The sequence below is a fragment of the Cellulophaga algicola DSM 14237 genome, from assembly GCF_000186265.1.
GTDB classification, from domain to species: domain Bacteria; phylum Bacteroidota; class Bacteroidia; order Flavobacteriales; family Flavobacteriaceae; genus Cellulophaga; species Cellulophaga algicola.
This window is the reverse complement of record NC_014934.1, coordinates 2649099-2665482: the sequence shown is the minus strand read 5'-3', so window position 1 is coordinate 2665482 and position 16384 is coordinate 2649099. Positions and strand designations below refer to the sequence as shown.

Sequence of the window (16384 nt, the reverse complement as noted above, 5' to 3'; positions counted from 1 at the left end):
GATAAAAAACCTGCAATCTCTAAGAGACTACAGGTTTTTAAAAAATTTATAATTTATAATTTTATGCTGAGTTACGACTCGCATTAATATTTCCATAAAGCGAACGTGTTACTATTTTTTCGTACAGTTCTTTAAAGGAAGATTCTTCACCTATTTTCTGTAAGGCATACTGCTGTATCACTAACAATGGCAATACAATATTCTCACGAATTTTTATAGACTCTCGCGAAATAGCTTCTTTTTCCATTAAAATTTCCATTCCAGAAATCTCTAAAAGCATCTCTTTAGAAAGGTCATATTCATTTTTAAGAATAATCCAGAAATCTCCATATTCCTCGTCTTCTCTCATGTACGCCGTTAATTCAAAATAGCATTTAGATAAAGCCATCATACTATTAGACATTAAAGCTCTAAATACAGGCACATTTTCATAAAGTCCTTTTACCTCTTCCATTCTACCTTTGTCTTTCATCGTCTTTATCGCAGTACCTAAACCAAAGTATCCTGGAACGTTTTGCTTTAACTGACTCCATGAACCTACAAAGGATATTGCTCTAAGATCAGAAAGCTCTAATTTTGCTTTATTACCACGTTTGCCCGGTCTACTTCCTATGTTTGCTTTAGTATAATATTTAAGCGTGCTCATATTTTCTAAATACGCCATAAACTTATCGTGATGTTTAAGTGCATCATACTTTTCAAAACTTAACTCTGAAAGTTGCTCAATAAGGCCTCTTTGATCTTTGGTAATTACATTTTTATCGCCATAAAAACTATTAGATAAGCCAGCTGTTAATAGCTGCTCACAATTATATACAAACTGCTCTTTGGTACCATAGGTACTTGTAATTGTTTGTCCTTGTATGGTTAATTGGATTTCGTTATTCGCAATATCTTTTGTTTGAGCAGCGTAAAAACGGTGTGTTTTACCTCCACCACGTGCTGGTGGGCCTCCACGACCATCAAAGAAAATTGCTTTGATATTATTTTTAGCACAAACTCCCGATAAGCTTTCTTTAGTTTTGAGGATAGACCAGTTGGCTTTTAAATACCCACCATCTTTAGTTCCATCAGAGAAGCCTAACATCATCGTTTGCTTTTCAGATCGTTGTTTAACGTGTGCCATATATTCCGGCATATCAAACAAGCGTTGCATGATTCCTTCAGATTCTTCCATCCCTTTCATAGTTTCAAAAAGGGGAACAATATCAAAACTTATTTTTTTAGCATCCCAACCACACCATCTAAATAATGCAAATACATATAATACAGAAAATATATCTTCAGAATTACTGATGATATAACGGTTACACCCTTCTTCTCCATTCTTTTCTTGAATTGATTTTAGTTGTAAAACGTTCTTAATGGTTTCTTGTGTGATGTCCTCATTGTAGTCAAAAACTTTTAGCTTAAGTTTTTCATGTAGAAGAATATCGATTAATTTTTTTTCAGAAAGCTCCTCTAAATTTTCTTTTATGAAACCATTTCTTATTAAGATTTCTGTAATGACTGTGGTATGCATGCTATGATCCTGGCGGATATCAAGAGTAGCAAAATGTGTTTTAAAAATCTTTACTTTATCTATAAAATAATCAAGCTCTTCTATATATAAAGAATGATAACGCGCTACTAAAACAGTTCTTATCTGTGTTAGTGGAGTTATAATTTCTTGATAGCCTACACGTTTCAATGGATTAAACATTGCTGTATACAAACTACCTCTTAATTTATTAATATCATCTTGAAGACCACTAAATGTAAGTTTCTGTTGTAATTTTTTTAAATCGTTGTAATAGCATTTCATTAAAGTAATACGCAATTCATCTGCCACATCATTAGTAATATCTGCGGTAACGTATGGATTACCATCACGGTCACCTCCAGGCCAGAAGCCTAATTTCATGATGTTATAATTTTCAAATTCTGAATTATTAATATTGCTTTTTAAATAAGCATATAGCTCCCCTACGGCATCATAATAGACATTACGTAAAATGTAAATAATATTTTTAGCTTCATCTAAAGGTGTTGGCTTCTTTGAGTTAATCAAAGAAGTAAGGCCTAATTGCTGTAAGGTAATATCAATATCATCAATATTATCTTCCAAAATAAGTGTTCTTAATTCTGAAATAATATCTAAAACAGCAGGAGTGTAAAATTGTGTAGGGTGTGCTGTTAATACCAAACGGGCACTAAAATTAGACAAATGATCTGAAATTTTATCCCAACTTTTATTCTTATCAACCAACTCAAAATAATCCTTAATCGCTAAGTTATTGCTATGCTTATATATTTTTGGAAATGCTGCATCCTCAACACTATCATACAATACTACTTGGCGTTCTACATACTGAATGATACGAAACATAAAATCGATTCGTTCTTTTTCTGAATCTATCGCCATAAAATTCTCAAAGAAAGCTTCTAAAATTTCTTTCGGATTTTGTCCAGATTTCAATCCTTTTTGACATTGGTCTAACATTAACGGAAGAACCATACCTACATTTTCTATATTTCGATAAGGTAAGTTCAAAAACAAACTATTGTAAACATTAAACTTATTATTTACCGACTTCTTAAATTCTTCTAATCGCTGTACTTCTTTCATATATTATAGCTAACTAAACCTAAATTTTCTTTTTTTCTTCATTTAAATCTACCGTTATTTAAATTGGCAGACTTAATAAATTCCCTTTCGCTAAAGTAGCCAAAGGGAAGTATACTTTATACTTAAACCTCTATTTTAATGTTAAGACCAAATCCTCAGAATTCACCAAAGATCCTCCTGTTAATTGAACACTCGCTACTACACCTTCTTCTGTAGCCGTAACCGTAGTTTCCATTTTCATAGCTTCAATAACGAATAAAGGTTGGTTTCGTTTTACTTCTTGACCTTTCTTTACTAAAACAGTAGACAACAAGCCTTGCAAAGGTGCACCAATTTGTTTTTCATCTTCAGCATTTGCTTTAACATTTTCTATTTTGGTAACTTTTACAGAAGTGTCTTTTATTACAACATTTCGTAATTGTCCGTTTACTTTAAAATAGATACTCACGTTACCAGACTCATCTGGTTCTCCTTTTAACATTAGAGAAATTAAAACATTTTTACCCCGATCTAATTCTACCATAATCTCTTCTCCTATTTCCATACCATAGAAGAAATTTTTGGTAGGTATATTCATTACGTTACCATATTTTACATGATTATTATATGCATCTGTAAATACTTTTGGATATAATTTATAGGATAAGAAATCTGTTATCTCAAGATCTCTACCCATACCTTTTTTAAATTTTCTTTTGAAAGATTTAAACTCTTTATCAAAATCTATAGGTTCTAAATGCGCATTTGGTCTTTCTGTATATGGAATTTCATCTTTTAGGATGATTTTCTGCAGCTCTTTTGGAAACCCACCAACAGGTTGTCCTAAATCTCCTCTAAAGAAACTCTTTACTGATTCTGGGAATGAAATATCTTGTCCTTTTGTCAATACATCATTAACGGTTAAACTGTTACCGATCATATATTGCGCCATATCGCCTACTACTTTAGAGCTCGGCGTTACTTTGATAACATCACCAAAAAGCTGATTCACCTCACCATACATTTTAGTAATCTCAGGAAATTTATCTTCCAAACCTAAGGCTATTGCTTGACCTTTTAAGTTGGAGTATTGCCCTCCAGGGATTTCATGCGTATACACTTCACCTGTTCCTGATTTTAATCCAGACTCAAACGTGTAATAGTAATTACGAACCGTTTCCCAATAGTTAGAATACTCTGCTAGTTTTTCAGTGTTTAAATTATTTGCTCTTTCCGTAAAACGCAACATTTCAACCACCGAATTAAAATTAGGCTGTGAGGTTAACCCTGACAATCCGCCTAACGCAACATCAACCACATCTACTCCAGCTTCCACTGCCTTTAAATACATGGCTGCTTGTGTTGATGATGTATCGTGGGTATGTAAATGTATAGGAATATTAATCTCAGATTTTAAAGCAGAAATCAATTCATAGGCAGCATAAGGTTTTAACAAACCAGCCATATCTTTTACGCCTAAAATATGTGCCCCAGCATTTTCAATATCTTTTGCTAATTGAACATAATATTTTAAATCGTATTTGGTTTTAGATGCATCTAAAATATCACCTGTATAGCAAATAGAGCCTTCTGCCAAACCTCCTGTTTTTGTTCTTACATGCTCAATACAAGGTGCTATAGATTTCATCCAGTTTAGGGAATCGAAAATCCTGAAAACATCGACTCCTGTTTCCCAGGATTGCTCTACAAATTTCTGAATTAGATTATCAGGATACGCAGTATACCCTACTCCATTTGATCCTCTGATTAGCATTTGCAATAATACATTTGGCATTGCCTTACGCAAACTCGCTAGACGTTCCCAAGGGTTTTCTTGCAAAAAGCGCAAGCACACATCAAAAGTAGCACCACCCCAAACTTCCATACTGAAAATTTCTGGATGATTTTTAGCATAGCCCTCTGCTACTTTCATCATATCTATAGTACGCATCCGTGTTGCCAACAAACTTTGGTGTGCATCGCGCATGGTGGTATCTGTAAAATGAACTTTCTTTTCATTCTTTAGCCACTCAGAGAACTTCTCAGGCCCTAATTCCGTCAACAAGTCTTTTGTTCCTTTCGGATACGGATCAAATTTAGGGTAGGCAGGAACTATTGGTTTTGAAAATACATGCTTAGGATCTTTCTTTTTTACATCAGGATTTCCGTTAACAATAACATCACCTAAAAAGTGTACTAATTTATTTGCACGATCACGAGGCTCTACAAATTCGAAAAGCTTCGGTTCATTTTTAATAAAATTCACCGTAACATTACCATCTCTAAAAGTTTGATGTTTTAAAATATTATCTAAGAACGCCATATTGGTTTGTACACCACGAATACGGAATTCTGCCAATGCTCTACGCATTTTTCTACAAGAGCCATCTAAGGTTCTACTAATCGCAGACACTTTCACCAACATAGAATCAAAGAATGGTGAAATAACCACCCCTTGGTATACACTACCTGCATCTAATCTAATTCCCAGACCGGACGCACTGCGGTAGGTTGTTACAACCCCATAATCTGGTTTAAAATCGTTCGCAGGATCTTCTGTAGTAATTCTGCATTGTAAGGCATATCCTGTAACTATTACAGATTCTTGACTTTCAATTTTTATCTGTTGATCTGATAATTTGTACCCACCAGCAATAAAGATTTGTGTTTTAATCAAATCTATATTGGTAATCATTTCTGTAACCGTATGCTCTACCTGAACTCTAGGATTAACTTCAATAAAATAGATACTGCCATCATCATCTACCAAAAATTCTACTGTACCAATATTATTGTAATTTACCGCTTTACAAATATTAATAGCATGCGTATACAGGCTATTTAATGTTTCTTGCGGCAAGCCAAAGGAAGGAGCAAATTCAATTACTTTTTGATACCTACGTTGCACAGAACAATCACGCTCATATAAGTGTACAATATTACCATGTAAATCGGCAACAATTTGTATTTCTATATGTTTTGGGTTTTCTACAAATTTCTCTAAGAAAACAGTATCGTCTCCAAAAGCATTTAAAGACTCTCGTCTAGCTTCCGGAAACCCTTTTCTTAATTCGTCTTCTGTTCTAATTACTCGCATTCCGCGACCACCACCACCAGAAGCAGCTTTAAGCATTACTGGAAAACCAATGCGTATTGCTTCCGATAATGCAATTTCAACCGTTACTAAATCTTCCGTACTACTTTGTATTACTGGAATATGATTGGCAACAGCAACCTCTTTTGCTGTAATCTTATCTCCTAATGCTTTTAATACCGAAACTTTAGGTCCAATAAAAATAATACCATTATCCTCACATGCTTGCGCAAATTTGGCATTTTCAGATAAGAATCCATACCCAGGGTGTATGGCATCTACATCATTATCTTTTGCCACTGCAATAATGGCATTAATATCTAAATAAGGTTTTAAAGGTTCGTTCTCTTCACCAATCTGATAGCATTCATCTGCTTTATACCGGTGTAAAGAATACCGATCTTCATAGGTATAGATTCCAACTGTTTTTATGCCTATTTCTACACAAGCTCTAAAAATACGAATTGCTATTTCTCCTCTATTTGCTACTAAAACCTTTTTGATTTCCATGTAATTTTCTGTGGTTAGTTTTTTTTTATAAAAACGTTGAAAATTTATGCAACGCACAAACATCGTAAAGTTACATTTTTTGAAAGTGCATCACAATTAATCTAATGCATTTAATTAACCCTTTTTATTGCAATTTGTCAGCAATTTAAGCAAGGAAAAGGAAATCTATTATGTAAATTAACTTTTGAAACAAATTTTAAATAATTGCTTACAAAACTATTCTAAAGTTCATGATCCTTAGATTTCTTTTCTAGTCTTTAAATTTGTAATTTTAATAAAAAGAAATCATGGGAAAAGGAGATAAGAAATCTAGAAAAGGTAAAATATCCAATAATTCTTTTGGAGTGAGAAGACCTAAGAAAATTAAAAGAAGACCGAGTGTTGAAGAAAAAATTGCAATAAAAAAGAAAAAGTAACTACAGCTGTAGTTACTTTTTTAAAAAAACTCAAACCTTGATAATTACCGAATAAATACAGGCTGATTTTCTTTTAAGGTATGCTCTTTACTAAAGAGATACCCGTCTATATTAAAACCTCTTAATTCTTCTAGAGAATTGACTTTTTCATCTACAATATACCTTACCATAGCACCTCTTGCTTTTTTAGCATAGAAGCTTATTATTTTTAATTTATCGTTTTTCCAATCTTTAAAAATAGGAGCAATTACAGGCACTTTTAAGTTTTTCTCATCTACAGCACTAAAATATTCATTGCTCGCTAGGTTTACAAACAACTCCCCTTCTTCCAATTCAGAATTTAAAGATGCAGTAATATCTTTCTTCCAAAATTCGTATAAGTTTTTGGCACTCCCTACTTTCATGCTCGTTCCCATTTCTAAGCGGTAGGCTTGCATTAAATCTAAGGGTTTTAAAATACCATATAAGCCAGATAAGATGCGTAGCTTATCTTGCAACTCCGCTATTTTAATTTCCTTTAAACTATAAGCATCCAATCCTTGGTATACATCACCACTAAAAGCAAACACTGCAGGGCGCGCATTTTCTGGTGTAAAGGGCACAGAAAAATCCTGATTTCTACCCCAATTTAGTTGCGCCAAATTATCGGAAATATGCATTAATTCTGATAAGTCTTTTGGCTTTTTCTTTTTTAAAACTGTATTCAATTTTATAGAATGCTCCAAAAATGCAGGTACGGTATGTTTTGTTGTAGGTAATTCGGTTTTAAAATCTAAGGACTTCGCTGGAGAGATTACAATTTTCATCTGATGCTTTTTAATTCTTCACTAATTGAGCTATATTTTTCCCAACAAAATTACTAAAGATAACCTATAAAAAACCCATCGCTTAAGATGGGTTTTTTATAACTGTATTCATAAAATCTATTCGTCTGAACTTTCAGCACTATGTTTTGCATAAGCACGCCATTTATCAATACAATTTGCCATATCTTCAGGTATTTCTGAATCAAAACGCATAAATTCTTTAGTAACTGGGTGCACAAATCCTAATGTCTTAGCATGTAATGCTTGTCTAGGCAATATCTTAAAGGCATTATCTACAAATTGTTTGTATTTTGTAAATGTGGTTCCTTTCAATATTCTTTCTCCTCCGTAACGCTCATCGTTAAATAAGGTATGTCCTATATATTTTAAATGAACACGAATTTGATGTGTTCTTCCTGTTTCTAACTTACAAGAAATTAAGGTTAAATACCCTAAGCGCTCTAATACTTTAAAATGAGTAACTGCATCTTTTCCTTGTTCTCCATCAGGAAATACGGTCATTTGTAAACGGTTTGATGGATGCCTACCCACATGACCTTCTATAGTGCCTTCATCTTCTTCCATATTTCCCCAAACAAGGGCAACATATTCACGTTCACTAGTTTTATCAAAAAACTGCTTTGATAAAAACGTCATCGCTTCATCTGTTTTTGCAATAACAAGAAGTCCGGAGGTATCCTTATCTATCCTATGAACCAATCCTGGGCGTTCATTACTATTTACCGCTAAATCCTTGGTATGATGTAATAAAGCATTTATAAGGGTCCCTGAATAATTACCATGGCCAGGATGCACTACCATACCAGGTTCTTTATTTACCACCATCAATACATCATCCTCATAAACAATGTTTATAGGAATATCTTCTGGAACCAATAAAAATTCATGCGGAGGGTGCTCAAAAAGAACCCGAACTTCATCACCAGCTTTTACGCGGTAATTCTGCTTCACTTGAATATCATTAACCCAAATATGTCCAGCTCTTGCTGCTTGTTGAATTTTATTTCGAACAGCATTTTCAATGAAATTCATTAAAAATTTATCAACTCTCAACGGTTCTTGCCCCTTAGAAGCTACTACTTTATGGTGCTCAAAAAGGTCGTCTTTTTCTACCTCTGAGTGCTCTTCTGATTCCATCATACTATTCTGAATCTGATTTGATTTGATTGCTTTGGCTTTCACTACCATTACCGCAAATCAGTTCTATTTTTGAAGTTTTAGGAAGCTTATACCCTTCCTCTATATATTTTCCTTTGTATTTAATACGGTAGACCATATCTTTTCCAAACTCATCAATATAGGTTACGCGCTGCACATCTAAACCTATAGCTCTAAGTTTTGCCGTTGCATTTCGCAAAGTAACCTGGATTATTTCTGGCACACTCACTTTTTTATATCCTGAAGGGTTTACCGTAACATAAATTTTTCGGCTCTGCTTTACCTTATAACCTGCTGGAGGGTTTTGCTCAATAACAGAAAATCTAGGATAATCCGGATTATAATTTGCAGAATCTAAAACCTCAAAGCGCAGATCTGAATCTTCTACTACTTTACGCATTTGCGTTACAGATAATTTTGCCAAATCTGGAACTTCAACAAATTCTCCATGATTCGTTGAGCTTTTTAACCACTGTAATACTCCAAATATAAAGAGGACCACTACTAAAAGTGCCAATCCTAATTGTATTAAAAAAACTTTACTTTTCAGAAAGTTTAAAAAATTTCTCATCTTATTTCTTATTGTAACAGCAAATATAAGAAATGGACCCTAAGAAACGAACAGCCGTTTCGTAAAATCACGTTATATTTATAGTTCAACAGAAAAAAAGTAAGTACAATGATTCAAAACATCCCGTTTTTTCTTTTCTTTGACTTACAATTTCGGTTTGTTTATTTCTAATATTAAGTTTTACGAATGAAGAAAAATATTGCCATAATAATGGGCGGATACTCAAGCGAGTATAAGATATCGTTAAAAAGTGGAAGCGTTGTTTACAAGTATACTGACAAAGAAAAATTTAATCTATTCTGCATACATATTTTTAAAGAAAAATGGGTGTATGTAACTGAAAACAAGGAAGAATTTCCTGTAAATAAGCATGATTTCTCTGTTGAAATAAACAACCAGAAAATAACATTTGACTGTATTTTCAATGCCATTCATGGTTCCCCTGGAGAAGACGGATTAATGCAATCTTATTTTGAGCTATTAAACATTCCTCAAACCTCCTGTGATGCCTACCAATCTGCATTGACCTTTAACAAGCGAGATCTTCTAAGCGTATTAAAACCTTATGGCATTAAAGCTGCCGCATCCTATTACCTTAATTTAGGCGATGCAATTGATGAAGAAAGCATTGTAGCTAAAGTTGGTCTTCCATGCTTTGTTAAAGCGAATAAAGCAGGTAGTAGCTTTGGAATAATGAAGGTTTACAAGAAAGAAGACTTAAAAGCTGCTATTGAAAATGCCTACAAAGAAGATGATGAAATCATAATTGAAGGATTTCTAGACGGCACAGAAGTTTCCGTTGGCGTCTTAAAATACAAAGGAGTCACAAAAGTACTCCCAGTTACAGAAATTGTTTCTGAAAATGACTTTTTTGACTACGAAGCTAAATACGCAGGGAAATCTCAAGAAATAACTCCTGCTAGAATTACTAAAACTCAAGAACAAAAAGTAAGCGATCTTGCAAAAAAAGCCTATGATGTTTTAAAAATGAAAGGCTTTTCTAGAAGTGAATTTATATTTATTGATGACGAACCTTTTATGCTTGAAATGAACACGAATCCTGGCCTAACAGAAGAAAGTATTTTACCACAACAAGCAAAAGTAGCCGGTATCTCATTACCAGAACTTTTTGAGAATGCAATTAATGAAGCTTTAACTGTAAAATAAGTACCTTTAAACACAACTTAAACAATCTTTTATGAGACGTGCAATTTTCCCAGGCTCTTTTGACCCACTTACTTTAGGGCATTATGATATAATCCAAAGAGGAATTACACTTTTTGATGAACTTATCATTGCTATAGGTGTTAACTCAGACAAAAAATACATGTTCTCTTTAGAAGACCGTAAACGCTTTATAAAAGAAGCATTTGCAAATGAACCAAAAATTAAGGTGCTTACTTACGAAGGACTTACCGTAGATTTTTGTAAAAAAATAAATGCTAATTTTATTTTAAGGGGCTTACGAAATCCAGGAGATTTTGAATTTGAAAAAGCCATTGCGCATACCAATAGAAAACTCTCTGAAATTGAAACTGTATTTTTACTTACCTCTTCTGGAAAATCCTACATTAGTTCATCAATTGTAAGAGATGTAATCAAAAACGGAGGAGATTATACCGGTTTAGTTCCAGACGCTGTACGCGTGAAATAAAAAAATTGTAGCCCCTCCCACCTACAGTGCAAAAAGGCTGGGAGTGCTGCTCAAATTTTATTTAACCACCCCTCAGGTATCATTTATCTCTTTTATCACCACTCTTTTTTAAGAATTCACAACAATTGCTGCTCTCGTTATAAAATTACTTTCTACTTTAGTAGGAAATATATTACGATAATTGAGAAGGGAAATAAAATATAGCGATAATTATTTAATCAAACAGTTACCAAAAGCAACCGCTTATGTGAACAGGGATCTCTCTGTTGCCCATATTTCTGATAGCTGGTTGAATAATTTTAATTTTTCTAGCAAAAATGTAAAGAAAAATAACATCCTTAAAGCCTTCCCTACTCTAACCACAAAATGGAAACAAGATATTGATTATGCTTTTTTAGGGTTCAAAAACACTACAAAAACAGATAAATATTTTGACTCTAATATAGATGAGTGTTGGTTAGAATGGACCATTCTTCCTTGGTTTGACGAGGAAGAAAATGTTATCGGTTCAATTATTCAAGTAGCTGATGTCACTGAAAATTTTCTATTAAAACAAAAACTTGAAAAACTTGAAATTCTAATCGCCGTAAAGTCTGAGATTGCAAAAATTGGTAGTTGGGAATATAACGCTGTTAATGACAAATTACACTGGTCTGATATGACCAAAATAATTCATGAAGTAGCAGACAACTTCGTCTCTACTATAGAAAATGCGTTAAATTTTTACAAGCCAGGGAAAAACCAAAGAAGAATTACAGAATATCTAGATCAAAGTCTTAAAAATGGGGCAACTTGGAATGACAAATTTCAAATAATTACAGCTAAAGGAAAAGAAATTTGGGTAATTGCCACAGGAAAGCCATTATTTGAAGATGAGAAATTTATTGGTATTATAGGTACTATTCAAGACATCACTGAAGATGTATTAGCACAACAAAAAATAAAAGAAAGCGAAAATCTTTTACGAACCTTAATAAACCACCTACCTCTTAATGTTTTTGTAAAAGATCTAGATTCCAAAAAAATACTAGTAAACCAGTCAGAATGTGATTACCTTAATTTAACTAGCGAAGAAATTATTGGGAAAAACGACTTTGATTTATACGATGATGAAACTGCTCAAATAATTAGAGGTGAGGACCTAAAGATATTAAATACTTTAGAACCTATACTTGGAAAAGAAACTATCATCACCCTAAAAGATGGGCAAAAAAATAATTTCCTGACCTCAAAAATTCCCTTATTTAATGAAGATAATGATGTTGTTTGCCTAATGGGTTTTAGCATGGACATCACTCCTATAAAACAAAAGGAAGAACAACTTAAACTTCTTATAAATATATCTGCAATCCAGAATAAAAAGCTATTGAACTTTGCACACATCGTTTCCCATAATTTACGTTCGCATACTGCAAATTTCTCTATGCTTCTAGGTTTTTTAATTAAAGAAGCAGATGAAGAAGAAAGAGAAAAATTATTAGAAATGTTAATTGATGCTTCTGACAATCTTTTAGAAACTATCGATAATTTAAATGAAGTTCTAGAAATTAACACCAACCCAGTACAAGAAAAGAAAAATATTCATGCAAACACAGAAATAGGTGCTGTATTAAAAAGCCTAAAACTTCTAATTAAAAATAAGCGTACCCATATTACAAATCAAATTACAGAAGACATTTATATCAAAGGGGTACCAACTTATGTAAATAACATTTTAACAAGCATCATTTCAAATGCCATTCAATTTGGGCAAGATATTTCTGAAAATAAAATTGAAATAAGTGCTAACAAAATAAAAGGGTATACAATTATAACTATAAAGGATAATGGTATAGGGATAAATCTTGAAAAAAATAAAGATAAAATTTTTGGAATGTATAACACATTTCATGAACTAGAAAAAACAAGAGGTGTTAGTCTTTACATTTCAAAACATCAAATAGAAGCCATGAATGGCAAATTTATAATTAACAGCAAGGTAGGAAAGGGAACTACATTTAAAATATATTTTAATGAAAATGATTGATCATATTTGCATAATAGACGACGACGCTATCACTGTTTTTGGCATTAAAAAGCTACTTACTAGCACCATAGAATGCAATAAAATTGATACTTTTTCGAATGGACAGCTAGCACTAGAATATCTTTCGGAAATAGTTTCAAAGAAAACAAAACTGCCCGACTTATTATTTCTAGACCTAAACATGCCTATAATGGATGGTTGGGAGTTTCTAGATGAATTTTTAAAACTACCTATTACCGATTCAATTACGGTAAACATCGTTACTTCCTCTATTAACAAAGAAGACCGTGAAAAGTCTGATTTTTATAAGTGCAAAACGCACCACAATATTACCTATAATACAAAACCTTTAAATAAAGTTGAAATTCATAAAATCACAAATATTGAGTAACAAAGACACTTTATTTTCGTTATTTTTGAAGCTTAAATCCGTAAAACAATTTCTTTCTATCAATTGAATATTATCCTAGTAAATAAATACACAGGTAGTAATTAATTATTGAAATTAAATTGCAATTTAATACTTCAGAAACCAATGAAATTTCTACCATACCTTCTTTTTCTAGTACTAATTATCTCCTGTGAATCACAAAAAGAAGACAAAACAATTGATTATAAGACACATTTTGAGCTTTCTAACGGCGAGGAAACAGCTACCTATCAAGAAACTATTGATTTTTATATAAAACTGGCTAAGGAATTTCCTGAAGTAAACATTCAAACTATTGGCGAAACGGATAGTGGCATTCCATTACATTTAGTGACGTATAATTTAGATGCTGACTTCAATTTTAAAAAAATAAAAGAGTCTAAAACTATTCTTTTAATAAACAACGGTATTCACCCAGGTGAAAGCGATGGCATAGACGCAACAATGCTTCTCTTTAGGGATTTAGCCACTGAAAATATTACCCCTCCAGAAAACACCGTAATAGCAACAATCCCAATCTACAATATTGGCGGAGCACAAAATAGAAACGCAACAACCAGAGCCAACCAAAATGGACCTAAAGAATATGGCTTTAGAGGTAACGCAAGAAACTACGATCTAAATAGAGATTTTATAAAGTCTGACACAAAAAATGCTGAAACATTTGCAACTATTTATCATTTAGTAAAACCTGATATTTTTATAGATAATCACGTAAGTAACGGTGCAGATTATCAATATACACTAACCCACTTATTTACGCAACACAATAAACTTGGTTTAGAATTAGGCGATTATTTAAACAAGAATTTAATGCCTAAATTAGAGGCTAGTCTAGTTAAAGACAAATGGGACATTACGCCATATGTTAATGTACATAATACTGTTCCTGAAAATGGATTCTCTCAATTTATAGACCACCCAAGATATTCTACAGGCTACACCTCACTGTGGAACACATTGGGTTTAATGGTCGAAACCCACATGCTTAAACCTTATAAAAAAAGGGTTGAAGGGACCTATGAGCTTATGAGAAAAATGATAGAAATTTCAGAAACTGATGGTCAAAAAATAAAAGAACTCCGAGAAAACTATTCAGAAAATGTTCAAAATTTAGAATATTATCCTTTAAAATGGGAAATTGATTCTACACAAACAACCACCTTAAATTTTAAAGGTTTTGAAGCTGACACCTTAATAAGCGAAGTAACCGGTTTCCCTAGACTAAAATATAATGAGAATAAACCCTTTACAAAACCTACAAAATATTATAATTACTATAAAGGCTCTGAAAGTATAAAAATCCCAAAGGCTTATATCCTCAAAAAAAGTAATTTTAAGATTATAACTCTTTTAACAAAAAATGAAATTGCATTTACGCGAATTAAAAAAGATACTGTAGTAGAAGTAGAATCGTATAAAATTAAAGAGTACAAAACATACACCAACAGCTACGAAGGACATTATCCTCATTACGATACAAAAATAGCTAAGAGCAACCAAAAAGTACAATTTCAACAGGGTGACATCTATATTCCTTTAAAGCAAAAAGGAATTCGATACCTTATAGAAACACTAGAGCCTGCTGCTACAGATTCCTTTTTTAACTGGAACTTTTTTGACCCTATTCTACAACAAAAAGAAGGTTTCTCTCCTTATGTATTTGAAGACATAGCTGCAGAATTACTTAAAACCAATAGCTTATTAGATGAAGCATTTCGACTAAAAAAGGCTACTGATGAGGCGTTTGCAAAAGATTGGTATGCACAATTAGAATACATATACCAACGATCTGAGTATTACGAAAAAGCACACAACCAATACCCTGTTTACAGAGTGTTTAATAATTTTGAAGTGGTATCTGAATAATTATTAATCTTCAAAAAGAATTTTAATATTAGTATAAGAATTTTGAAGGGCCTTAGCTATTTTCTTAGGTCCTTTCCATTTTACTTTTACAATTCCCTCATCTAATTGACCAACAAGCTCACCTTTATATGAAGTATTCATAGCAAACCAATGTACTTGTTTCAGTTTGTATTTTCCATTTCTTTTAAAAACATGATAAGTTGTTTTTAAAATATTTTCAATTTTCAAACCTTGAACTCCTGTCTCCTCTTCTACTTCTCTTACAGCACATTCCTCTAAAGTTTCTCCTTTATCTAATTTACCTTTTGGTAGGTCCCATTTATCATTTCTATAAATAAACAATACTTTACCCGCCTTATTAGTAACCACACCACCTGCAGCAACTACCAAAGGAATTTTAGCTGTAAATTTGTTTAATATTTCATCGACATTTGGATGATAAATATACGCAATGTTGATATTACCCGTAGATAACAGCGCTATAGCTTCATTTATTGATTTCTGATTCAATAAAAAATATTTATTATTAGCAATATCAGACAGTTTATTTGTCAAAATCAACTGAGACTCATTAACAAAAACTTTATACATTTGCAATATGGTTTTAAATAAAGACACCGCTAAAAAGACAGCAGAACTTTTGTTGCAAATTAATGCAATTAAGTTGAATCCTGAAAATCCTTTTTCATGGGCTTCAGGATGGAAATCTCCAATCTATTGTGACAATAGAATAATTTTATCTTATCCTCCCATACGCAATTATGTACGTGAGGAAATTGCTAAGCAGGTAGAACACCTATATGGCAAGCCAGATGTTATTGCTGGTGTAGCTACTGGAGCTATTGGAATAGGGATGTTAGTCGCAGATTATTTAGGGCTCCCATTTATTTATGTGCGTCCAGAAGCAAAATCTCACGGTAGACAAAACCAAATAGAAGGCTCCTTAGAAAAAAACCAAACTGTGGTTGTTATTGAAGATTTAATAAGTACAGGAAAAAGCAGCTTAAACGCTGTAAAGGCACTTGAAGAGTCTGGAGCGAAGGTAAAAGGAATGTTAGCTATATTTACGTATGGTTTTGAGGTTGCAAAATTAAATTTCGAAAAACACAATTTAGAACTACACACTTTAAGTGATTACGACCATTTAATAGAACAAGCAACAGAAACAAAGTACATCAAAGAAGATCAAAATAACACATTAATTGAGTGGAAGAAAAATCCATCAGAATGGCAACAATAATA

The 16384-nt window shown here is 32.7% G+C and carries 13 protein-coding genes; 7 read left to right on the top strand and 6 right to left on the bottom strand.

Annotation, left to right across the window (positions count from 1 at the left end; all coding sequences use genetic code 11):
- Positions 1 to 61: 61 nt before the first annotated feature.
- Together CELAL_RS11620 and CELAL_RS11615 are read right to left on the bottom strand one after the other, a co-directional pair.
- A complete protein-coding gene (locus CELAL_RS11620) occupies positions 62 to 2608 on the bottom strand; it encodes a phosphoenolpyruvate carboxylase (protein ID WP_013551106.1) in 2547 nt (848 codons plus the stop codon).
- A 130-nt stretch (positions 2609 to 2738) separates the two neighbouring features.
- Positions 2739 to 6191, bottom strand: coding sequence for a pyruvate carboxylase (locus CELAL_RS11615; RefSeq protein WP_041558115.1), 3453 nt, complete (start codon positions 6189 to 6191; stop codon positions 2739 to 2741).
- A 287-nt stretch (positions 6192 to 6478) separates the two neighbouring features.
- On the opposite strand from CELAL_RS11615, the gene CELAL_RS21875 reads away from it, so the two are divergent.
- The gene (locus CELAL_RS21875) at positions 6479 to 6607 is read left to right on the top strand and encodes a 30S ribosomal protein THX (RefSeq protein WP_013551104.1); all 129 of its coding nucleotides are present in this window, start codon (positions 6479 to 6481) and stop codon (positions 6605 to 6607) included.
- A gap of 44 nt (positions 6608 to 6651) precedes the next feature.
- On the opposite strand, the gene yaaA is transcribed toward CELAL_RS21875, so the two are convergent.
- From yaaA to CELAL_RS11600, 3 genes are all read right to left on the bottom strand, one after another.
- Positions 6652 to 7413 (bottom strand): peroxide stress protein YaaA, encoded by a 762-nt coding sequence (yaaA, locus tag CELAL_RS11610; protein ID WP_013551103.1) that lies wholly within the window; start codon positions 7411 to 7413, stop codon positions 6652 to 6654.
- Positions 7414 to 7530: 117 nt separating this feature from the next.
- Positions 7531 to 8571, bottom strand: a complete 1041-nt coding sequence (locus CELAL_RS11605; protein WP_041558113.1) for an RluA family pseudouridine synthase — start codon at positions 8569 to 8571, stop codon at positions 7531 to 7533.
- Positions 8572 to 8575: 4 nt separating this feature from the next.
- The gene (locus CELAL_RS11600) at positions 8576 to 9163 is read right to left on the bottom strand and encodes a PASTA domain-containing protein (protein WP_013551101.1); all 588 of its coding nucleotides are present in this window, start codon (positions 9161 to 9163) and stop codon (positions 8576 to 8578) included.
- 186 nt (positions 9164 to 9349) lie between these two features.
- Here CELAL_RS11600 and CELAL_RS11595 point away from each other — a divergent pair, with 186 nt between their 5' ends.
- The 5 genes from CELAL_RS11595 to CELAL_RS11575 all read left to right on the top strand — a co-directional run bounded on the left by CELAL_RS11595 (position 9350) and on the right by CELAL_RS11575 (position 15142).
- Positions 9350 to 10330, top strand: a complete 981-nt coding sequence (locus tag CELAL_RS11595; protein ID WP_013551100.1) for a D-alanine--D-alanine ligase — start codon at positions 9350 to 9352, stop codon at positions 10328 to 10330.
- Between the two features lie 31 nt (positions 10331 to 10361).
- Positions 10362 to 10817: a pantetheine-phosphate adenylyltransferase gene (coaD, locus tag CELAL_RS11590; RefSeq protein ID WP_013551099.1), complete on the top strand. Its 456-nt coding sequence runs from the start codon at positions 10362 to 10364 to the stop codon at positions 10815 to 10817.
- A gap of 181 nt (positions 10818 to 10998) precedes the next feature.
- Complete coding sequence (locus CELAL_RS11585; RefSeq protein ID WP_013551098.1) at positions 10999 to 12843, top strand: PAS domain S-box protein; 1845 nt, start codon at positions 10999 to 11001, stop codon at positions 12841 to 12843.
- Positions 12830 to 13234 carry a response regulator gene (locus CELAL_RS11580; protein ID WP_013551097.1) on the top strand — a complete coding sequence of 135 codons (405 nt, stop codon included), beginning with the start codon at positions 12830 to 12832 and terminating at the stop codon, positions 13232 to 13234. Before CELAL_RS11585 ends, CELAL_RS11580 begins: the two co-directional genes overlap by 14 nt.
- 144 nt (positions 13235 to 13378) lie before the next feature.
- Positions 13379 to 15142 carry a M14 family metallopeptidase gene (locus tag CELAL_RS11575; RefSeq protein WP_013551096.1) on the top strand — a complete coding sequence of 588 codons (1764 nt, stop codon included), beginning with the start codon at positions 13379 to 13381 and terminating at the stop codon, positions 15140 to 15142.
- Positions 15143 to 15145: 3 nt separating this feature from the next.
- Here the strand turns inward: CELAL_RS11575 and CELAL_RS11570 are convergent, their stop codons facing one another.
- Positions 15146 to 15733: an NUDIX hydrolase gene (locus tag CELAL_RS11570; protein ID WP_013551095.1), complete on the bottom strand. Its 588-nt coding sequence runs from the start codon at positions 15731 to 15733 to the stop codon at positions 15146 to 15148.
- A gap of 7 nt (positions 15734 to 15740) precedes the next feature.
- Between CELAL_RS11570 and pyrE the strand changes: the two genes are divergently transcribed.
- Positions 15741 to 16382, top strand: coding sequence for an orotate phosphoribosyltransferase (gene pyrE, locus CELAL_RS11565; RefSeq protein WP_013551094.1), 642 nt, complete (start codon positions 15741 to 15743; stop codon positions 16380 to 16382).
- Positions 16383 to 16384: the final 2 nt, after the last annotated feature.